We start from the raw sequence: 22,462 nt of genomic DNA, 5'->3' as shown, positions 1-22,462 counted from the left end.
TAATTATTTCTTTTTATTATTTTTGTTTAAACCTTTAGGCCTCTTTCTCTCATAATCCCAATTATCAATTCAGCTGTCTCCTCAACAGCTTTATTTTGAACGTCTATTATCGGACATCAAAGTTTTCCCATAATCTCTAGAGCATATTCTAACTCTTCGAAAATTTGTATTTCATCAGTATAATCCGAATTCCCTGATACTCCTAGAGTCTTCAATCTTTCTTCCCTCAACTTATTAAGTTGTTCTACTGAATTCGTTAAACCAATTACTTTTCTTTTTACTTCATATAGCTGTTCCGGAAGTATCAAGTCTTGAATAATAGGAACATTCATAACTTTAATGTTTCTATTTGCTAAATATAAGCTTAATGGCGTTTTAGAAGTTCTTGATACACCTAAGATTATAACATCTGCTTCTTTTAGACCATTTATATCCTTCCCATCATCATACTTCACAGCAAATTCTAAAGCATCTATTCTCTTGAAATACTCCTCTCCCATCTTTCTATTTAAACCAGGATTCCCTTCAGCTTTTACTCCTAATTTTTCTTCAAAAGTACTAAGCATTTCACTTAATAGATCAATAACTTTTATATTATTTTCTAACCCTTTTTCTTTCACGTAGCTTGCTAAAGCACCATCAACTAATGTTTGAACAATTACATCTCCCTCATTTACATTGGATATAATACAATCTATTTTTTCTTTCGTACAAACATTGGAGTTTTTAAGTACTTTATACTCCTTATTCTCATAAGAAAACTGCACAAGTGCTGCATCAACCACATCCTTTGCAGTGTTTCCTATTGAATCTGAAATTATATGTACAGTTAACATATTATCCCTCCAGCATTTCCAATAATAACTTAATTAATGTAGTTTTCGATATTTTCCCAACGATTACCTTACCATCTTTTTCGTCCCTTACAACAGGTAAGCAATCAATCTCATGTAAAATTAATTTTCTTAATGCATCAGAAACTAACTCATCTTCATATATATATATAACGTTTGGCACACGAGTCATCGCTAATACTATAGGAAGATTTTGTCCATCAGCATTTCTAGATAATTTCAGCATATCCTTTCTAGATGTTACACCAGCAAGGTGATTATTCTCATCTACAATAAAAATAGTACCTACATCATAAATAAATAATTTCGATAATACCTCAGAATAATTTGCTGTACTCTTAGCCGTTATCGCTATCCCCATTACATCTTTAACTAATTTACTTTTTATTTCTTCGCGTTGTTCTCCTGGTGAAAAGTTATAATTATAGTAATATCCAACATTAGGTTTTGCTTCCAAAATCTCTAACATTCCTAAGACCGCAAGGTCATTTCTTAAAGTAGATTTCCCCAAAGAAAGTTTTTCTGCAATTTCATCACTTGTTATCGGTTCAAAATTCTTTACTATTTCAATTATAGCTTTATGTCTTTCAGTAAGTTTCATTGCTCCTCCTTCTTGTATTATATTTTTTATTATACAATATGTTACACATTAATTCAAGCGTTATCATTAATTAATGTGTAATAATATTTTTAATATATTCTACTATTTACTTTTAAAATAGATATATTATGTGATATTAATAACATTTATTACCAAAATATTAAAATAGAGTTACTCGATATCTATTTTATTTAAATTTAAATATTTATATGTTATAATTAATTTAATAATATATTGAGGGGAAAAATTGTATGTCAAAATTATCAAAACTATTTGCAATTGGTACAGGAATAGCCATTGCTAACTATTATTCAAAAAATCCAAATAAAGTAGAAGATCACACTGAATACGTTAAGAAAAAATCTAAAGATTACTATGGTTACACACGTTGTATGATTCGTTACACTAAGAAAAACGGTGTTGAAGAAGCGGCAATCTACCTATACAACGACCTAGTAAAAAATCTTAAAAAGGCTAAAAATGCTTTAGAGAATAAATACAACGATGCTGTTGATTACGGAAAAGAATTATCTAGTAATGTAACAGATATTAAAGGACATGTATCTAACGTAAAAGAATACACTGCAGAAGTTAAAGAAAACTTAGGAGATGCAAAAAAAATCGTTGAAGAATTCAAACCTTCAGTAGAAGCTTACAAAGAAAAAGCTCTTTCTTCTTTCGAAAAAATTAAAGATCAAGTTTCTAACATCAAAAAAGACGTTGAGGAATCAAATGTTCAAGAAAAAGTTGAAGATTTCGCTAATAAATCATCTGAAACTTTAGATTCTGTTAAAGAACGTGTTGAAACTGAAGTTCTAAACAACACTCCTGAACAAAAAGAAGAAAAATAATATAACGAGGATTTAAGATGAATCTACTATCACTAAATACTCTTCCTAATACAGGCGAAGCGGTTAAGAATTATGGTGCATACATCGGTATAATCATAATAATCGCCGTAATTTTCTTCCTAATCTGGAGAAAAAAGAATAATAAAGATGATTAAAAAACTCTAAGCTAGGTAGAACTAGCCTAGAGTTTTTAACATAAATTAAGATAGTGATTCGAAAATCGTATCGATTTTCGAATCACTATCTATTTTATTTTATACTATTTTAAATTATCTAATGCAGCTATTCTTTCTTTAACACTATCATATTGTTCTTGATATGTTGCTTGTTTTTCTTTTTCTTTAGCTACTACAGCCTCTGGAGCAGAACCGACAAATTTTTCATTAGAAAGTTTTTTATTTACTCTATCTAATTCTTGTTGTAATTTTTCTAATTCTTTTCCTAGACGTTCTTTTTCTTTGTCTACATCGATTAAATCACTTAATGAAACGTAGATTTCAGCACCTGGTAAGATACGACTGATGTCAGTTTCACTTGCTTCTACTTCGCGTTCGATAATAAGTTCGCTAGGACGGGCAAATTTTTCTAAATACGCACTACCACTTAATAGTACTTCTTTTACGCTATCTTGTGAGTATTTAATCTTAATAGGAATTTCACGAGACATTGGCGCATTCACTTCACTACGAATGTTACGAACCGCAGTAATTACATCTTGGATGAATTGCATATCTTCTGTTTCTTTTTCAAACACTAGACTTGCTTCAACTTTAGCAAATTCACTAGTTACAATACTATCTCCTGTGTGAGGAATGTGTTGCCAAATTTCTTCAGTTACGAATGGCATAAATGGATGTAACATTTTCAGAGAAGCATCAAGTACATATACTAAAATAGATTTAGTAGTTTTCTTCGCAGCTTCATCTTCACCATTTAATGAAATCTTAGCAATTTCAATATACCATGAACAGAACTCTTCCCATACGAAGTTGTAAAGAATACGACTCGCTTCACCAAACTCATATTTTTCGAATAATCTTTCGAAGTCTTCAATAGTTTTAGCAAGTTTTGTTAAGATATATTTATCAGCTAATGTTTTTTCTCCAGTTAAATCAATATCACTGTATTCGAAACCTTCAAGGTTCATGATTACGAAACGAGAAGCATTCCAAATTTTATTGATATAGTTCCAACTTGCTTCGATTTTCTCAGTTGAATAACGTAAGTCTTGACCTGGTGTTGAGTTCGTAGCTAAGAAGTAACGTAAGCTATCCGCTCCGTATTGTTCAATTACTTCCATTGGATCTACACCATTACCAAGTGATTTACTCATCTTACGACCTTGTTCATCACGTACTAAACCGTGGATTAAACAATCTTCAAATGGACGAGTACCTGTAAATTCTAATCCTTGGAATACCATACGAGCAACCCAGAAGAAGATGATGTCATATCCAGTTACTAGACAGCTATTTGGATAGTAACGTTTGAAATCTTCACTTTCTAAATCTGGCCATCCTAATGTTGAGAATGGGAATAATGCTGAAGAGTACCAAGTATCAAGAACATCTTCATCTTGAACATAGTTTTCAATATCTTTTGGTGGATTTACATCAACATAAACTTCACCAGTTTCTTTGTGATACCATGCTGGAATACGGTGTCCCCACCATAATTGACGAGAAATACACCAGTCTTGGATATTTTCCATCCAAGTATTTAACGTATTTTCAAAACGAGGTGGATAGAAGTTAACTTTTCTATCTGCATCTTTTTGATTTTCTAATACTTTATCAGCAAGAGGCTTCATATCAACAAACCATTGTTTAGAAAGGTATGGTTCAACAACAGCACCACTACGCTCAGAGTGTCCTACTGAGTGAAGGTGTTTTTCAATTTTGAAGCATACTCCACTTTCTTGTAAATCAGCAATAAGAGCTTTACGACATTCAAAACGATCCATACCGTTATACTTATCAGCATGTTCATTCATAACAGCACCTTCATCCATAACGATGATACGTTCTAAGTTATGACGTTCACCTACTTCAAAGTCATTTGGATCATGAGCAGGAGTTATTTTAACTACTCCACTTCCGAAATCTTTTTCTACATACTCATCTGCAATAACAGGAATTTCTTTATTTGTTACTGGTAAAAGAACTGTTTTACCAATATATTTTTGATATCTTTCATCATCAGGATGAACAGCAACCGCAGTATCTCCGAATAGAGTTTCAGGACGAGTAGTTGCTACTTCTAGATAGTCTCCACTTCCATCAGCTAAGAAATATTTAAGGTGATAGAATGCACCTTCTACGTCTTTGTGAATTACTTCGATGTTAGATAATGCAGTTCTTTGAACTGGATCCCAGTTGATAATTTTCTCACCACGATAGATTGTACCATTGTTGTAGTGATCTACGAAAATTTTCGTTACTGCTTTATTTAATCCTTCATCTAATGTAAATCTTTCTCTTGAGTAGTCTAAACCTAATCCAAGTTTAGCCCATTGTGCACGAATATATCCAGCATATTCTTCTTTCCATTCCCATGCACGTTCTAAGAATTTTTCACGACCTAAGTCATAACGACTTAATCCTTCTTCACGCATTTTAGCTTCTACTTTAGCTTGCGTTGAAATACCAGCGTGGTCCATACCTGGAAGGTAAAGTACGTCAAATCCTTTAAGACGTTTGTAACGTGTTAACATATCTTGTAGAGTTGTATCCCAAGCATGCCCAATGTGTAATTTACCAGTTACGTTTGGTGGTGGAATTACGATTGTATATGGATTCTTTTTACTTTTATTATCAGCTTTAAAAACTTCTTTTTCCAACCACCAGTTGTAGCGATTATTTTCTACTTCGGTCGGATTATATTTTGTAGACATTTCAGTCATGACTGTTCCTCCTAAATTTTTATTTTATTATTAATTATTTTTACTTTTTCTAATTGTATTGGTGATAATTTTTCTAGATAAAAAAAAATAACCTCCATCCTTACATAAGGACGAAAGTTTCCGTGGTACCACCTTTATTCTAATTATATAAATTAGCACTTAATAAGATTAACGCTCTAACCACGTTTAAAGCTACTTACTTTCACTCTAAATGCTCACCGTCTACTTCAAAGTCCTGTCTAGGAGAAATCTCTCAACCACTGATTTCTTTTCTGTATCCTACGGTACGCAAGAACTTCTACTTATCGGCTCATCGCATATATTTTATAATTAAAATATGTTTAATATAATAACACACTTTTTTTCATATTGCAAGTGAAATAAAAAATTCGTGAATGTAGTACTTAAAAATTTGTAAATTTCTACGTCCCCTACCTTTTATAAATTTGACAATCTTAAGAAATAATAGTACATTATCTTTAGATTAGAGGAGGTGCTAATATACCAAACATTAAATCAAGTACAGATTTATGTAATAAATACAATGAAATTTCTTCATTTTGTCATGAAACAGGCGAACCAATCATTATTACAAAAAATGGTCGTGAAGATCTTGTCGTTATAAGCATTGATTTATTCAATAAATTCATAGGAAGATACGAACTATATCAACTTCTAGAACAAAGTGAATCTGATTTTACAAACGGTCGTACCCTTACTTTTGATGATTCCATGAAAAATTTAAGAGAGGAACTGAAAAAAGTACTTCGATGAATAGAAATTCTATCATCGAAGTACTTTTTTAAATATTAATCTTCTTTTTTATTTTTCCATGCTGTGGCATTATCTATTTTAATTGGTAAATTATCTAAATAGAACTCAGGATCTTTTCCTTGTTTATGTTGTTTCACGTAGTCTTTTAATACTACATAAACTACACCAGAAAGACCGATAATAGCGATTAAGTTAAGTAAACTCATAATTCCCATTGTTACATCCGCAAGCCCCCAAACTAAATCTAGGTTCATTACACTTCCTACGTATACAAAGATACATACAATAACACGATAAACATTTACAGCCCATTTTTTAGGAAGTAAGTATTGAATGTTTGTTTCTCCGTAGTAGTAGTTACCAATTACTGAACTATATCCGAATAAGAAAATAGCTACGATTAAGAAAATTGTTCCAATGCTTCCTACTTGAGAAGTTAAAGCAGCTTGTGTAAGTTGGATACCTTGTAACTTACCAGCCCCATATTCCACACCAGGATACAGTAGGATTAAGAATGCTGTTGCTGTACATACTAAACATGTGTCGAAGTAAACTCCTAACGTTTGGATAAATCCTTGTTTAGCTGGGTGAGTACTATCAGCTGTAGCTGCTGCGTTAGGAGTTGATCCTAAACCAGCTTCGTTAGTGAACATACCACGTTTAATTCCTAAAAGTATTGATGTTCCCATACCGATTACTCCACCACCTACTTGTTCAAGACCAAATGCTGATTTCACGATTTGAGCAAGAACACCAGGTAATTTGTCAATGTTAATAATCATAATAACTAATACGATAAATAAGTACGCTACCGCCATTACTGGTACTAACCATTGAGTAATTTTAACAACTTTTGTTACACCACCAAAGATTACGAAAATTGTAAGAATTAATAGTGCAATCCCTGCAATATGTGTATCCACATTGTATACTTGTAAAGCTTGAGCAATAGTGTTAGTTTGAACTGAGTTAAATGCTATACCATAAGTTATAGAAATAACAATCGCAAACAATACACCCATCCATTTTTGTCCAAGACCTTTTTCCATATAGTAAGCAGGTCCCCCACGATAAACACCTTTTTTATCACGAACTTTATACACTTGGGCTAATGTTGATTCGGCAAAAGATGAAGCTCCACCAAAAAGTGCCATTATCCACATCCAAAATACTGATCCAGGTCCACCCATTGCAATCGCAATAGCAACCCCTGCAATTGTACCAGTTCCTACCCTTGATGCTGCTGAAATCGTGAATGCTTGGAAAGCTGAAACACCTTTTTGTTCACCATTTTCACCTACTTTAGGCTTTTCAGTAATAAGTCTAAACATTTCTTTGATATAAGTAAATTGAATAAACTTCGTACTAAATGTAAAATAAATACCAGTTACCATTATTAACCCAATTAGGAAATAAGACCACATAAAGTCGTTAACGGTAGTTAATAATTCTAAAAATCTATCCATTAAGAGTCAACTCCTCATTAAAATTTGTTTTATTACGTTTTCTATTATACTTTAAAAAACACTACAGTTGTAAATATACGTTAGAAAATCTAACATGATAGTGTCATAAATTAACAATACTTTAAATACTTTACTAAGGAATTATAAAAAATTATTGAAATCTTACACAAAAAAACATGTGATTTAACATAATATTTAAATCACATGAAATTTTTTTCTTTAAACATATTCAATTCTATTTACTTCTTCATTGTTGTTCATTGGATAATTATTCACAGGATAAGGATAGTCACCCATCGGATAGTTATCCATCCCATTATACATAACAGGAACAACTAATTTTCTATCACGAGCCTTCAAAATAGAATCAATCTCATAACTATTTAGATTATTATAATCTAACTTTTCTTGAAGAACATATTTACCACTTCTAACTCTAGCTCTAATGTCTGTAGCCGCAACAAAGTATACAACCATAAAGACAATAGAAAATACAAATTGACCAATTGAGAAAATATTTCCTAGTATAGTATTATCCTCGAAAATAAATGCAGTAAACATAGATAATACTGTTAATCCAGCTTGAATGTATAATACTATTCTTCTACCTTTGGTGTCAAGAATAGGTAGATACATAATAAATAACATAATAAAATTAAACACCGTGATTATTAATGCCCCTATTATCAATAGTATCAAACCTGAAATCAGTGTCATTGCATTTTCTTCATAAAATCTATCACTTGTAATTGGTGAGTTAATCAATGCGAATACGAATCCTCCTATGACTATCATAGGAATCATAAAAGTTATTATATAGGCAATTCCCCAATTTTTCTTCCAAACACGCCCTTTATACTCTTTATAAATTCTATAAGTATTATAATACGGTATAAAAGCAAGTCCTGCCTTAATACCAAATATATCGAACATAATTTTTGAAAAAATAGCCGTGATAATATATCCGATAAGTACTACAATGAGCAACACGATTAAACCTATAGCCAATATCTGACTTAGCAGATGTTCATCTATTTCAAACATAAGAATTCCTCCTTTATTTTATATAATTATTTTAAATTACATTATCATCCATTACATAATAATTCGTTATTTTAGAAATTTTAGGTACGACTAGCTTTCTCTCACGAGCTTTTAAAGTTGCATTTACTTCAAAACTATCCATAATCCCGTAATCTAATTTTTCCTGAAGAACATATTCTCCACTTCTAATTCTAGCTCTAACTTCTCTTGCCGATAAAAGATAAACAATCGTAAATACAACAGAAAAAATCATTTGTATCTTCACTAACAATAGAGAATCAAAATGAAGATCTACTTTAAGCATAATACTATTTCCAAGTACAACTAACAATGTTAGTGCGGCTTGAATATACAACACTACTCTTCTTACTTTTGTATCAAAAATAGGTAAATACATAATAAATAACATAATTACACCAAATACTTTTATTATTAGAAAACATATAAAAACTATTATTATACTAACAAGAAAAAGAAGCATGAAATTAAACACAACTTCATTATTCACCTTATAACTCATCAAATTTAATACTACACCTGTGATTATACCAGAGGGAATAATAAAAGTTATTATATACGCGACTCCCCAGTTTCTCTTCCAAACACGACCTTTATACTCTTTATAGATCCTATAAGTATTATAAAATGGTATAAACGCTAAAATCGGTTTAACACCAAGTATATCAAACATAATTTTTGAGAAGATAACTGAAACAATATATTCAATACTACCATAAAAAACAGCTACCCCTCCAAAGATATTATATAATTGTTCTAACATATAATTATCCAAACTAAACATAACTTTCCTCCTTTTCTACCTTTATTATACTAAAAATCTTTATGAATTAATAGTAAAAAAAGAATGAAATTGTCTGAAAAGACAACCTCATTCTTTACAATTATTTATGATAACTTGCGCCTGTTATTATACGATAAGCTCTATATACTTGTTCAAGTAAAACAACACGCATCATTTGATGTGGAAACGTCATACTACTAAACGATAATGCAAAATCACTACGCTTTTTCACACTATCAGAAAGACCATAACTTCCACCAATTACTAATGCCACATCACTCTTACCTGTAAGCATTAAATTATCAATTTTTGAAGCAAATTCTTCACTTGATAAATTCTTACCTAAAATTTCCAAAGTAATAACATATTGATTATCTTTAATTTTTAATAATATGTTATTCCCCTCTTTTTCCATCGCAAGAGCTATTTCTGAATCATTCTCTACCTTTACTTTTTCATCAGAAATTTCAATAGTATTTAACTTAATATATGCTCCAAGACGTTTTTCATATTCTTTTATAGCATCTCTATAAAATTTTTCCTTAACTTTACCTACACAAATCAAAGTTACTTTCATTAGAACCTCTTTCTATCTACACATCTTTACCAAGAACAAATTTTTCAATAGCATAAGCGAAACCATCTTCATCATTTGACTTAGAAATAAAATTCGCCGCTTCTTTTAAAGTAGGATTAGCATTATCAACCGCAACTCCCATACCAGCGAACTCAATCATGCTTAAATCATTAAGACCATCACCTAATGCCATTACATTCTCATTTGTTAAACCAAGTTTTTTACATAATGAATCTAAAGATACTCCTTTAGAAATACCCTTATCGTTAAGCTCAATAAAGAACGGTTTAGACATAGCAACCTCATACTCATCACCTAATTCGAGCGCTAGTTTATCTTTCACCGCAACAGCTTCATCAGGATGTTTAAGAATTATTACCTTAGCCGCACCTTCTTTAATATCATCTTTCATATTTTCACTAATTACTAATTCTGCACTTACTAAACCAGACTCAATTCGTGCATATTCATTATCACGATTTGTAAGAACTTTCCCACCTTGGTAAGTAAGAATATCACAATTATTCTCCAAAGCAACGTCTATTAAGAACTTAATTCTCTCAGGAGATAAAAACTTCTCATAAATCACTTCATTCGTTTTAAGATTAGCAATTCTAGCACCATTAAATGAAAGCAAGTAGTTATCATAACTATCAAGTTGTAAATCTTCTACTATACTCATCATTCCAAAATCAGGTCTACCCGATGCTAAAATAACCTTAATATCTTGTTTCTTACACTCTTCAATTACTTCTCTATTTTTCTTAGAAATCTCACGATCACTATTTAATAGAGTATCATCAATATCTGTAACAACTAATTTTATCATACAAAAGCTCCTTTAGTAGATTTCAAAAAATCTATAATCTTATCAATTTATATATTTCACTTCTTTACATTATATCAGATATCACTACTCTCTCATAGCGAAAAAGGGAAAATCATATCAATCAGATATGACTTCTCCGTTTTTCATTTGTATATCTAGTTCTCTCTTTTTATTTAATATACAGCTGTCTACCTTTTTTAAAAAATTTATTCTCTAAATAATTTTCAAGACTCATATTTATTTACACCATCATTCTCATGTAATAAATATAATTGGACCTTCATATAGATTAAAGAATAAAACATTTCCTAAATCCACTAATTAATTTTGACTGATTGTATAATGTTATTTTGTCTTTTTTGTATATTTTTACGTTGTCATTAACACCTACAAATCGCAAGTAAAAGAAATTAGCTGATTTTTAACCCGTAAAACAAAAAAAGACTTATCGTAGACTAAAAAATCTACGATAGGTCTAAACTTCACTTTTAAATATGTTGTGAGTTTTTATTTTTTCTTCAACACAATTAAACAACTATATTTTCAAACTTTTTATATCAATATTTTATAGTTATAACTTACTTTATTCTATCTCTGTATACCCAGTTGAAAATCCACTGCAAATTAATAAATGGCTTATTTTCTTCTGATTCTTTTAATATAGGTTTAAAATTCTCATATATTTCTTCTTTTATTTTATTTTCATCTACTGTTGATATATCTATATGTTTCATTCCATTACCAAAATCTACTATATCATCTAACATAAACAAATCATTAAAATAATAATTTTGTCTTTCATTACTTATATATACATATTCATAGTTAGCGTCATTTACACTGTATCCATATGATAGATATACATTTTTTGTAGTATTTTGTATAGTTTTATCTCCGTCAACTTCATAACTAAACCCTTCACGATCAGCACTTGCCTGTATATTTTCTACCAACATCATTATTTCTAAATCCCTAGTATTACTACTTGGTGAATGTTTCGCATAATACACTGAACTACCTTTTAAATTTGTATCCCCTATAAAATAAATTGTTGCTAACGCCAACATCACTATTATAATTTTTTTTATCATTTTGCTCGTTTCCTCTCTTGAAACCATTTTTTTATCCAGTTTTTTGCTTTATTATATTTACCTGATATCCAATTACTTGTTGGCTTAATAACTTTGTTATAAATAGGATCTACAAAAGTTTTTACTACTTTATTATATACTGGTTTGATTATATTATTATAAATTGGTCTTTCTATATTTTTAAACTTTTTATATTAGTATTTTATAGTTATAATTTACTTTATTCTATCTCTGTATACCCAGTTGAAAATCCACTGCAAATTAATAAATGGCTTATTTTCTTCTGATTCTTTTAATATAGGTTTAAAATCCTCATATATTTCTTCTTTTATTTTATTTTCATCTACTGTTGATATATCTTTATAATAACGAACTTCTTTAGAATTATATATACCTTTCAATTTTAAAAAATTATCAAAATAATAACCTAGTCCATCCTCATACATATATGCATATTCATAGTTATCGTCATTTACACTGTGTCCATATGATAGATATACATTTTTTGTAGTATTTTGTATAGTTTTATCTCCGTCAACTTCATAACTAAACCCTTCACGATCAGCACTTGCCTGTATATTTTCTACCAACATCATTATTTCTAAATCCCTAGTATTACTACTTGGTGAATGTTTCGCATAATACACTGAACTACCTTTTAAATTTATATCCCCTATAAACCAAATTATTGCTAACGCCAATATCACTATTATAATTTTTTTTATCATTTTGCTCATTTCCTTTCTTAAAACCATTTTTTTTTAACCAACTTTTCGCTATATTATATTTACCTGATATCCAATTACTTGCTTGCTTAATAACTTTGTTATAAATAGGTTCTACAAAAGGTTTGACTACTTTACGTTGTTATTTCTGTAACAACTAATTTTATCATACAAAAGCTCCTTTAGTAGATTTTAATTAATCTATAATCTTATCAATTTATATATTCCAATTCTTTACATTATATCAGATATCACTACTCTCTCATAGTGAAAAAAGGAAGAGGATGACACAAAAGTCCTAAATTTTAAAAAAACATATATTATAACTCATAGAAGCAGTGGTTTATTGATATCTAAATTCGCTTTATAAAAGCTTTTTAGATATCTAATAAACTATGCGAGGGTGACTCGACAAAATCAATTTCTTCGAATCACGATTTTTGAGTCACTCCTTATTCATTTTCCTCATTAAATCACTCTAATATTAAGTTTTTTCTAAAATTAACATAAAAAATAAGACCCAAAGCATTTCTACTCTGAGCCTTTTATTTACTTACAACAAATCTAACTTGCTACCTTTTATGGCGGCTTTTTCCATATTTTTTAACAACACTATTCCTAATATTAAAAATACGAAAGCTAACACTAACTCTCCTCTAATTAGATGTATGTTGCTTATTACACTCTCACCACCTATTAATTTTTGAGCTAAAAGTATAGAACGTGTTAGTGGTAAAGTATAGCAAAATTGCTCTACTAAATATGTAAAATTACTAACTGGAAAATTCGCTCCTGTAAATATTAAAAGTACTTTGTCTATAGTATTCGTTACTAGGTGAATTTCTGTCGTTAATAATATTAAACACGAGATGAAAAATCCAAAACAAGTCGCTACAAATATTGCTAATATTAAAATAAAAACAAACTCCAATATTTTTTGCCCATTCCAAGCTAGTCCTAATAATAAACTAAGTACGCTAACTCCAAAAACTACCGATACAAAACTTAGGAACATAGTTGAGATTGCACTTGAAATTAATATTTCTGAAATACTCGTTTTAGTAGCTAACATTAGAGACAATGTTCCACTTGCCCTCTCCCTTGCTAACTGAAGACCAACTCTATAAATTGCCGTAAATGCACTAGTCACTATCGCATTACTTATAACCCATTTTTCAATATTTTCTGCACCATAAACATAGTATCCTACTAGTGAATAACACATCATTTGCATTAGTGGAATTAACAAATCTATAGTGAAGAAAGCACGCCAATCATTTAATACCGAAGACATTTTATATGAAAAACTAACTCTTCTAAAAAATCTATATACATTTTCCATATTAAAACACCTCCAAAGTTCCATTGATAACACATAGTTTCTTAATTTTTCTAAATGAAAATATACTAATAATAAAATAAATAATTATAATAATCACCAGTATAAAAGCTACTCTCAATAATTCTTCATTACTACCACCTTGAACAGCTAATTTATAACCTTCCATCGCCCATGTTGGACTCAATAAATATGAAATATATTGAATAAATTTTGGGAAGATCGAAATAGGAAAGACCATTCCAGTTAGCATTATTATTGGATAATCAATAACATTCATAAGAATACTTATTTTTCTAGATAAAGTAAATAATCCTGCCATCATAAAACCGACAGCTATCATAGACACTATCATTAAGATTGTTATTAATACAAAATAACTAAAACTTGCAAACTGGATAGATTTATTAAATAAGATTTTTACCGTCAGCATATTAAGTCCAAAACTAAAAATTCCCCAAAGTGTATTCCCTAAAATTTTTCCAAAAATGATATTTTCGAAACCTATCGGTGAAGTGAAAATCATTGGCATAGTTCCTAGCCATTTTTCTCTATCCATATCACTAGCTGATGAAAAACAAATACTTCCCCAAAAAGTAGTAATTCCCGCTCCTATAAAAGCATATAACATAAAATCTTCCACACTACGATTTTGATAAATCATCCCGAGTAAAATTCCACTTAATATAGGACTAATAAAAATACAAAATCTAAACATTGGACGTGCTATTGATTGTTTCATCTGAACTTTGGCACTCATTAATATTGCTCTTAACATATTATGCATCCCCCAATAGTTCTATATAAATATCTTCTAACGTTATTTCTAAATTCTTTTTATTTTTCTCTTCTTGTTCGCGTTCTTTCTTTGCTTTTATTTCTTCTTTTCTTTCGTTAGAAACTAAACTTTGCAGACCTACTACATCGTCTATAGCCAGTAACTTACCTTTTTTTATTATCGCAATTCTATCACAAAGTTCTTCTGCTTCTGGCATATAATGAGTTGTTAGTAAAATAGTTACTCCTTCTTTAGACAGTTTTTTAATTAATTCTCTTAATTCTTTTGCTCCCACCGGGTCTAATCCAATACTCGGTTCATCTAAAAATATTACTTTTGGATTATTTAATAATGCTCTTGCAATTTGAAGTCTTTGTTTCATTCCTTTGGAGAAAGTTTCCACCTTTTTATCTATAAACTCACTTAACCCCACTTGAGCTATTAATTTTTCAATTAACTCTTTTTGATCTTTACTAGGAATTTTGTATAAATCTGCAAAATATGCCAAATTATCTCTTGCACTAAGCCGCCAATAAAGGCTCCTCTCACCACCAAAAACAAAATTAATATATTCTCTAACTTTTTTGGCTTCCGAAAAAGTATCAAACCCAAACACTTTTGCTTCTCCTTCGCTTGGAGCAAGCATCGTAGTCAAAATTTTTATCGTTGTTGTTTTACCCGCACCATTAGGTCCTAACAAACCAAAAATTTCTCCTTCTTTCACTGAAAAGTCTATTCCTTTTATAGCTTCAAATTCACAATTTTTCGAAGTCTTAAAACTTCTTTTTAGACCTTTTACATCTATTATATTATCCATTACTTTCTCCATTTCCTAAAATAATTCCGACCTAGACTTTTCAACAACTAATTATATTCAAATCCCTTAATAGAGAGACTTCAATAACTTTTATTTATATTCTACTTTACGTTGTTATTTCTATAACAACTAATTTTTTCATACAAAACTTTAGTAGATTTTAATTAATCTATAATTTTATCAATTTATATATTTCACTTTTATACATTATATCAAATATCACTACTCTCTCATAGTGAAAAAGGAAAAATCATATCTGATTGATATATAATATACGTTTTATTGTCTTTTATTGACTTTAACACAAAAACACGTTACAATAAAAGCGTTAATAATAGAAATATGATTTTATCTATCTGTAATTACAAACATATATTATTCTCTACATTAATAAAAGAGGTTATATTTCATGAATAAAAATTTAAAATTTATACATGCTATTCTTTCTACTGGTCTTTTAGTCCCCCCTATATCTTCTATGTAATTAAAGTATAGTTAAATCTAAAAAACATCTATTTGGATGTTAGTAGGGGTTAAATTAAATAATGGAGATAACAATGACACAAAACATATTAACTTGTTTTAAATTTATAACAATTATTAATATAATAAATTATGTAATAACAAAGAACACATTCATAATAAATTATTTACTTATATGTACACTTACCGGAATATTCTTAATAATAATAGATTCAGATAAAAATAAATTAAATATATTGACTGATAAAATCAATATAATTTCATTACTAATTTTTACAAGTTTAATAAATATCCTTTACATAATTAATATAAAAATAACAAATTTAGAATATATTATTTTTATATCGCTATCTTATATAATCATTAAATATATAATAAAGAAAAAGACTAGCTAACGAGAGTAATAGCCCTCAAAATTTAGACAAATTTTGGGGGCTATTAACAATGCTTAATTTGATTTATTTTAGTGATTTACTGATAAACAATTCTTTTATGATAGCTACATCTAATTCAGACTGTATAAAAAAGAGCCTTTCTTTTTAGAGTCGTGACTCCTACGACTACATCAACTTGAAAGTATTTTCTTTTTAAAGTCGGTATTACTCTCCGACTTCTTCTACACTTATTATAATGAAAAAATTAATCTACGTCAAATTTATATATAGTAAAGATATAGTAAAATTATTCTGAAAAAAAGCATGAATTTGTTTTAAAAATTAGATAAATATTACTTCCATTTTTACTTTTTGGATTATATAATCTTATTTCGTAGAATTTTTCTTCTCATTGCGATAATCTATAATATATAAAATAATCTCAACTACTAAAAAAATTATAGCAATTTTGATCACCTTTGGAAAGAAAATACAAAATATAACTGTCGGTATCAATTCCACCAGTAATTGTCGTTTATTCTTTTTGAAAATAGGTTGAGAATTTCTTCTAAACATAAAATAAAGAAAAGCAATAGTTATAGTTGCAACTATAGATCCTAATATACTGTCCATTATCAATACCTCCTATTATGTATGTGGAAATTTCATATTCTGTATAATTTTATTTTTATAGTGTTATTAAACTTTACACCATTATTTTAATATGAAAATATAATGGTATCAATACGAAAATCTTAATAATGCATTTCATATGAAAAAATGTACACTTAGTCATCTATCACAACTAAGTGTACATTCTTTTATCTCTCATCACCTAATAACTCTGATCTTATTATCACGCTTATTGCTAAAACAAACATTATTAGACTTAAGAATATTGTAACATAAGTATTTATATCAAGATCCATATCAAAAATTACAGTTCTCATACTCGTTAATTGGTAAGTTAATGGATTAAGTTTTGATATATAATATAGCACCTTAGAATTGTCTAAACTATAAAAAGTTGGTGCAGCAAAAATTATCGGTAGTAATAATGTTCCTAAGATAAGGTCTCTAGTTCTATATGATACAGTTCCTAATGAGATAATAACCCCAAGAGAAAACCAAAATACTAGACTAATAATTACAATAATTAATACTTTTAAGAAAGGAACTATCTGTATTTTTATTCCTAAAAAGAACGATAAAAAGTAAATTAGTAATACTTGTACTATTGTTATTCCTAATGGAAATACTAATTTTCCTAGAAAATATGAAATAGCTGATGTCCCTTTTATTCTTTTATATGCTAGAAGTCCCCATTTTTTATCTAAATTCACCCTATAAACCGACTGATTCATCTGAGAATTTAGTATTACTCCAATTATTCCAACGAAAATATATTCAATATAGCTAACATTTTCTCCTTTAAAAGCTAAACTTGAAAAAGAATTCCCTATTCCAAATCCAAAGAATACAAAGTACAAAATTGGAATCATAAGCTGAGTATATATAATCTGCTTATTATTTTCAATCGCCTTATATTCTATATACGATGTTGCCCAAAAATTCTTCATAACATTTTTCATATAATTACTCCTCCAATTCCAATATTCTCTTCAAGGTAATTTCTTCTTTCTGCAGGCTTCCTATTGTAATATTTTCTGCCAATAATAGTTTTAATACATTTGAAATTTCCTCTTCTTTTTCCAAGAAAATTTTTAAATTTTTATCATCAACAATTGTAATAGTATCTTTATATTTATCTACTATATCTTTACTTAATTCACCATTGTAAGAAATATTGTATACTATTTCTTTATTATATTCTCTTAAGAATGTGCTCATTTTCCCAAAGTATAAACATTCCCCGTCGTTTATATAAATTATCTTATTACAATACTTTTCTATAAGATCTAAATCATGAGAAGATATAAATACAGCATGTTCTTTATTATTATTTTTTATGTATTCTAATATATTTTTTGATAATACTACATCTAATCCTGTAGTAGGTTCATCTAAAAATAATATTTTTGAATTAGACACTAGACTTCTTGCTATTTGTACCCTCTGCAATTGTCCTCCAGATAATTCTGTTAGATCTGATTTCTCCTTACCTTTTAAACCTAGAACAGCAATAATATCATCTACACCTTTCTTACTAATAGTATTTTGAGAATATAATGCCCCCATATAAATATTGTCGTATACATTTAAGTACCAATCTACTGATTGATTTTGCATACAGTAGTCCACATCTCGAACAGACACTCCTTCACCGAAAGATACCTCACCTTCGATATTAGAAAACAATCCTAATGTAGAATTAATTATCGTAGTTTTCCCTGAACCACTTTTACCTATAAGTGCAATCATATCTCCTTTTTCCGCAGAAAAAGAAATATTTTTAATCGCGTAATCACTAGAATTTTTATATTTATATGCTAAATCTTTTACTGTTAAAAGTTTTACCATTTAACTCCCTCCTTCCGATATTACGTTTTACTTTTAATTACTTTCTAGAAAAGGTTGATTTGCAAATACAAATCAACCTTCAACTCTTTAATATGTAGTTTACATGTAGCTTACACAATAAAGTGCGTCTTCTTGAATGAGTGACTTTTTAATCAAGTGTCTACTTTAACAGATACTATAAAATCATTATCGTCTGTTAAAATAGCTGATTCCTCTCCTCTATCCAAATTATGATGAGAAACAACAATTTTTTAAGATCATTAGAAACTCAAAAAATAATGATGATTCTCTTTATTATTATTTACATTATAAACTATAAAATTCCAATATCTAATACCATTTTTTTGTCCTCCTTATTTTATGAGGTTATAAAGCTTTATAGATTTATTGTAATATAAAAACGATGTGAAAGCAATATGAAAAGAAAAAAAAAAAAAACGCTTTCAAAAATTATCACCTGTTATTTCTAGTTAATAAATACCGGTTTTCGTAGTAATATAACATAGTATTACTTCTCAAATAGAAGCAAAAAATGTACACCAAGCTATCTCTAAAAAAACTAAGTGTACATTATTTTATTAATTTTTCATTTTTTCTAAAAGCTTTTCCTTAATCTAATAAAGTGCTCTCTCTATTTCTTAAATTTACATACAATACATGAATAGCCGAAATTGCATTTATTAACAAAATATAATAAGCAATGTTTTCTACGTATAATCCTACAAAACTCAATATAATAGTGAATAATGGTGCACTTATTCGAAAAATTTGAACTATACTTTTTCTATAATCTTTATCATTAATTTTTATGAAATTAGTCCTTAATCTTATACTGATTGATACCCCAAGTGCAACTATTAAAGATAATAATATCACTTGTAATGGTAAAAACACCTTACATATAACCAATATAAAGAATACTATATCAAAAAATATGTAAGACATAAGTATTCTATTTAAATTTATATCATATTTCTTAGTAAGTATTAAAAATAAAACTACTGTTAGTCCTGGTACAAAGAATACAATACTAGAATACTGTATTAAATTCCTAGCCGCTAATTGTTTTATAAACAACGGTATAAAAAATACTGCTGCTCCTGATAATAACGCTGTATTGATAATGATATATTTTCTTTTCAATTTATTAAAAACTAATCTCTCAGGATTTTTCTCAGTTTCATTTTTAAAATTATTTATTTTAAAACTTGAAAATAAAACAAACATAATTATAAATACTATTAAATATTCATCAATATTAACCTTATAAATATAACTACCTAAAGAAAAACCAAGCAATTTAGACAAGTTGCTGTATAAGGATATATCTGTTACTCCTGCTTTGATAGACTTACTTTTCTCTATTACAAATAAATTGTAATTAAGTAGCACTATCGATATTAATAAGTAATAAATAAAATAAAATGTTAAGACGTAATATAAATTTATGTTATTTTTAAGAATAAACACTACTACTGAAAAAACTATTAATATATAATAAAGATACTTTGTTTTTATACTAGTTAATAATCTGATATAACTAGTATCTAGAAAAATAAATATTTCTATCAAAGTTGTTATTAACAAAATAAAATATATAGGAAAATTATATACGGATATAAATTTCACCGTTATGTATGAATATAAAACACTCAAAATTAAGTTCAAACATAAATATAAACTTCTCGCTAATTTAACATTAAATTCTATAAAAAACACCTCCTATATGATTTACTCTCGCTTTATATTCACTATTCTTCTTGAATCTGTTTTTTTTGTTTTTAACTATATTAACGTGTTTTCCTTATAAAGTCAATATTTTCTGAATATTATGTTTATTTTTCTTTTAATTTATGATAAGGAAATTATTTTCGCTAGCGAATTCGGTGATTTTTGAAACAATAAAAAACAACCCCATCTCACTAAATCAGGAGATAAGGTTGATACTTAGTAATTTATTTCTTTTGTCTTTTAACTCTTTTCTTTCCTTTTTCTCTTCTTATTCTTATTAAAAAGAAACACAAGAATCATTATAAAATATCCTACATACATGATATTGTTTAAAATATACAACATGTGATTGTTTATTAAATATCTATTAATAATATCTATTACTATAATAATCGGAAATATATAAATTAATAATTTTTCAAAAAAATCTTTTTTTAGTTTCATAATTTCTAATCATCCTTTTTCATAATTAACAACATATGTACTAATTTTAAATTATTAAATCTATTCTTCCTCACTTTATTCTCCCATTAATTTCAAAAAATAGGCTCTTGATTCAGCAATAACCTAATCTGATACTATAATTTATTCATCTTTTAACAAAAAATAACAATTAATGTAACTGTCTACTATTTCTCCAATTTTATTATCATCTATCAAATTTGGAATTTTTTCTTTAGTTTTTTCTATTAATAAATTTCTATCTAATAAATGTATATCCTCCGCTGCTATTTTATCAGTAATATCCGAATAGAATATAAGCAAATCTTCAGTTTGCTCTGTATTTAGTCCATTTTTAAAACAAGCAAATGTAAATGACGGTTCTTCACCGTGCTTAACCCTTAAATAATCTACTAGTTCAACAATAATTTTAAAATTTAGTAAATTATCATTAAACATTTTTTCAATCATAAGATCCATAATTATTTTCCCCTTTCTGTTGTACTTATTTTAATACATAATTAAATTTAATATGAAAGTACTTTAGCTTATTGGTAACATTATTACCAAATTATCTTATTTTCTTTCTCCAACATAGTATTAATAGCATTATTATCTTCTATTACTTTATTTAAAATTGCTATTTTTACTTCCTCTTCTGAACTATTAATATCTTTATACGCGTAGTTTATTGCTCTTGAAGATGTTAATATTGCCCCTAATCCATTTTCATCAAAAGCATATTTTATATCCTCTATACTACCACCTTGGTAACCTAATCCTGGAACTAAGAATAAAGATTTACTCAAGATAGTTCTAAATTTTTTTAGTTCTTCTGGATAAGTTGCACCAATTACTGCTGCAATATCTGAATAACCATATTTTCCAACTTGTTTGATATTATTATTGATATAGTCGCATACTAATTCAGAAACTGTTTGATTCTTACCTTCAATAACATTATCTTGTATTTCTCCTGATGATAGATTACTCGTCTTAACTAAAATAATAGTTCCCTTATTTTTCTCAGCACCGAGTTTAATAAAAGGATTTAATCCGTCACTTCCTAAATATGGATTTACCGTTACAGCATCAACTGATAGTTTTGATTCCCAACTTTCTTTATCTAGAGTTTTAAAAAATGTTTCAGCATATGCATTCGATGTATCACCAATATCTCCTCTTTTTGCATCAGCTATAACTATCATTCCCTTACTTTGAGCATATTCTACTGTTTTCCAAAAAGCATCCAATCCGAAAGAATCATATTTTTCATAATATGCTAATTGAGGTTTTATAGCTGGTACTTTATCGTATATTAAATCAATTATTACCTTATTAAATCTCAAAATCGCACTAGCTGCGCCTTCAGGAGTTCTACCATATTCTTCCTCCGCCTGCTTTAAAATATAAGTTGGATACTTCTTCAAATCAGGATCCAATCCAACACATAAATGAGACTTCGTTTTAATCACGCTTTCTATATATCTATCTGCGAACAT

General features: G+C 28.3%; 22 protein-coding genes and 1 other annotated feature. Of the genes, 3 read left to right on the top strand and 19 right to left on the bottom strand.

Annotated features, from left to right (window positions below; translation table 11 throughout):
• Positions 1–116: 116 nt before the first annotated feature.
• Positions 117–836 carry a pyruvate, water dikinase regulatory protein gene (locus GEMHA0001_RS05815; protein ID WP_003145584.1) on the bottom strand — a complete coding sequence of 240 codons (720 nt, stop codon included), beginning with the start codon at positions 834–836 and terminating at the stop codon, positions 117–119.
• Between the two features lies 1 nt (position 837).
• Positions 838–1,455: a CBS domain-containing protein gene (locus GEMHA0001_RS05810; protein WP_003145405.1), complete on the bottom strand. Its 618-nt coding sequence runs from the start codon at positions 1,453–1,455 to the stop codon at positions 838–840.
• A 251-nt stretch (positions 1,456–1,706) separates the two neighbouring features.
• Between GEMHA0001_RS05810 and GEMHA0001_RS05805 the strand changes: the two genes are divergently transcribed.
• Both GEMHA0001_RS05805 and GEMHA0001_RS05800 read left to right on the top strand, forming a co-directional pair.
• On the top strand, positions 1,707–2,306 hold the full coding sequence (locus GEMHA0001_RS05805) for a hypothetical protein (protein ID WP_003145509.1): 600 nt from the start codon (positions 1,707–1,709) through the stop codon (positions 2,304–2,306).
• 17 nt (positions 2,307–2,323) lie between these two features.
• Complete coding sequence (locus GEMHA0001_RS05800) at positions 2,324–2,461, top strand: LPXTG cell wall anchor domain-containing protein (RefSeq protein ID WP_003145131.1); 138 nt, start codon at positions 2,324–2,326, stop codon at positions 2,459–2,461.
• A 104-nt stretch (positions 2,462–2,565) separates the two neighbouring features.
• Here GEMHA0001_RS05800 and GEMHA0001_RS05795 read toward each other — a convergent pair whose 3' ends face one another.
• Positions 2,566–5,208 (bottom strand): valine--tRNA ligase, encoded by a 2,643-nt coding sequence (locus GEMHA0001_RS05795; protein ID WP_003144992.1) that lies wholly within the window; start codon positions 5,206–5,208, stop codon positions 2,566–2,568.
• Between the two features lie 103 nt (positions 5,209–5,311).
• Positions 5,312–5,531, bottom strand: a binding site (T-box leader).
• 160 nt (positions 5,532–5,691) lie between these two features.
• Between GEMHA0001_RS05795 and GEMHA0001_RS09380 the strand changes: the two genes are divergently transcribed.
• A complete protein-coding gene (locus tag GEMHA0001_RS09380) occupies positions 5,692–5,982 on the top strand; it encodes a type II toxin-antitoxin system prevent-host-death family antitoxin (protein WP_197720179.1) in 291 nt (96 codons plus the stop codon).
• Positions 5,983–6,017: 35 nt separating this feature from the next.
• On the opposite strand, the gene GEMHA0001_RS05790 is transcribed toward GEMHA0001_RS09380, so the two are convergent.
• The 16 genes from GEMHA0001_RS05790 to pyrF form a co-directional block, all read right to left on the bottom strand.
• Positions 6,018–7,448, bottom strand: coding sequence for an alanine/glycine:cation symporter family protein (locus GEMHA0001_RS05790; protein ID WP_003145257.1), 1,431 nt, complete (start codon positions 7,446–7,448; stop codon positions 6,018–6,020).
• A gap of 219 nt (positions 7,449–7,667) precedes the next feature.
• Complete coding sequence (locus tag GEMHA0001_RS05785) at positions 7,668–8,492, bottom strand: hypothetical protein (RefSeq protein WP_003145482.1); 825 nt, start codon at positions 8,490–8,492, stop codon at positions 7,668–7,670.
• A gap of 31 nt (positions 8,493–8,523) precedes the next feature.
• The gene (locus tag GEMHA0001_RS05780) at positions 8,524–9,294 is read right to left on the bottom strand and encodes a hypothetical protein (RefSeq protein WP_003145394.1); all 771 of its coding nucleotides are present in this window, start codon (positions 9,292–9,294) and stop codon (positions 8,524–8,526) included.
• 100 nt (positions 9,295–9,394) lie between these two features.
• Positions 9,395–9,871, bottom strand: a complete 477-nt coding sequence (gene rlmH / locus GEMHA0001_RS05775; protein WP_003145229.1) for a 23S rRNA (pseudouridine(1915)-N(3))-methyltransferase RlmH — start codon at positions 9,869–9,871, stop codon at positions 9,395–9,397.
• Positions 9,872–9,887: 16 nt separating this feature from the next.
• The gene (locus tag GEMHA0001_RS05770) at positions 9,888–10,700 is read right to left on the bottom strand and encodes a Cof-type HAD-IIB family hydrolase (RefSeq protein ID WP_003145281.1); all 813 of its coding nucleotides are present in this window, start codon (positions 10,698–10,700) and stop codon (positions 9,888–9,890) included.
• Positions 10,701–11,278: 578 nt separating this feature from the next.
• The gene (locus GEMHA0001_RS05765) at positions 11,279–11,791 is read right to left on the bottom strand and encodes a hypothetical protein (RefSeq protein WP_003145000.1); all 513 of its coding nucleotides are present in this window, start codon (positions 11,789–11,791) and stop codon (positions 11,279–11,281) included.
• A gap of 215 nt (positions 11,792–12,006) precedes the next feature.
• Positions 12,007–12,519: a hypothetical protein gene (locus GEMHA0001_RS05760; RefSeq protein WP_003144909.1), complete on the bottom strand. Its 513-nt coding sequence runs from the start codon at positions 12,517–12,519 to the stop codon at positions 12,007–12,009.
• A gap of 550 nt (positions 12,520–13,069) precedes the next feature.
• Complete coding sequence (locus GEMHA0001_RS05755; protein WP_003145643.1) at positions 13,070–13,858, bottom strand: ABC transporter permease; 789 nt, start codon at positions 13,856–13,858, stop codon at positions 13,070–13,072.
• Position 13,859: 1 nt separating this feature from the next.
• Positions 13,860–14,633, bottom strand: coding sequence for an ABC transporter permease (locus tag GEMHA0001_RS05750; protein ID WP_003145660.1), 774 nt, complete (start codon positions 14,631–14,633; stop codon positions 13,860–13,862).
• A gap of 1 nt (position 14,634) precedes the next feature.
• Positions 14,635–15,450, bottom strand: coding sequence for an ABC transporter ATP-binding protein (locus GEMHA0001_RS05745; protein WP_003144965.1), 816 nt, complete (start codon positions 15,448–15,450; stop codon positions 14,635–14,637).
• Positions 15,451–16,694: 1,244 nt separating this feature from the next.
• The gene (locus tag GEMHA0001_RS05740; RefSeq protein WP_040464435.1) at positions 16,695–16,940 is read right to left on the bottom strand and encodes a hypothetical protein; all 246 of its coding nucleotides are present in this window, start codon (positions 16,938–16,940) and stop codon (positions 16,695–16,697) included.
• A gap of 188 nt (positions 16,941–17,128) precedes the next feature.
• On the bottom strand, positions 17,129–17,899 hold the full coding sequence (locus GEMHA0001_RS05735) for an ABC transporter permease (RefSeq protein ID WP_003144974.1): 771 nt from the start codon (positions 17,897–17,899) through the stop codon (positions 17,129–17,131).
• A 4-nt stretch (positions 17,900–17,903) separates the two neighbouring features.
• Entirely contained in the window at positions 17,904–18,788 is an 885-nt protein-coding gene (locus GEMHA0001_RS05730; protein WP_003145614.1) for an ATP-binding cassette domain-containing protein, read from the bottom strand.
• Between the two features lie 609 nt (positions 18,789–19,397).
• Positions 19,398–20,096, bottom strand: a complete 699-nt coding sequence (locus GEMHA0001_RS05725) for a hypothetical protein (protein WP_040464433.1) — start codon at positions 20,094–20,096, stop codon at positions 19,398–19,400.
• A gap of 1,008 nt (positions 20,097–21,104) precedes the next feature.
• Positions 21,105–21,440, bottom strand: a complete 336-nt coding sequence (locus tag GEMHA0001_RS05715) for a hypothetical protein (protein ID WP_003145325.1) — start codon at positions 21,438–21,440, stop codon at positions 21,105–21,107.
• 83 nt (positions 21,441–21,523) lie between these two features.
• Positions 21,524–22,462, bottom strand: a complete 939-nt coding sequence (gene pyrF / locus GEMHA0001_RS05710) for an orotidine-5'-phosphate decarboxylase (RefSeq protein ID WP_003145200.1) — start codon at positions 22,460–22,462, stop codon at positions 21,524–21,526.

Origin of the sequence: Gemella haemolysans ATCC 10379, assembly GCF_000173915.1 — a bacterium.
In the GTDB taxonomy this organism is placed as follows: Bacteria; Bacillota; Bacilli; order Staphylococcales; family Gemellaceae; genus Gemella; species Gemella haemolysans.
This window is presented reverse-complemented; position numbering and strand designations above follow the sequence as displayed.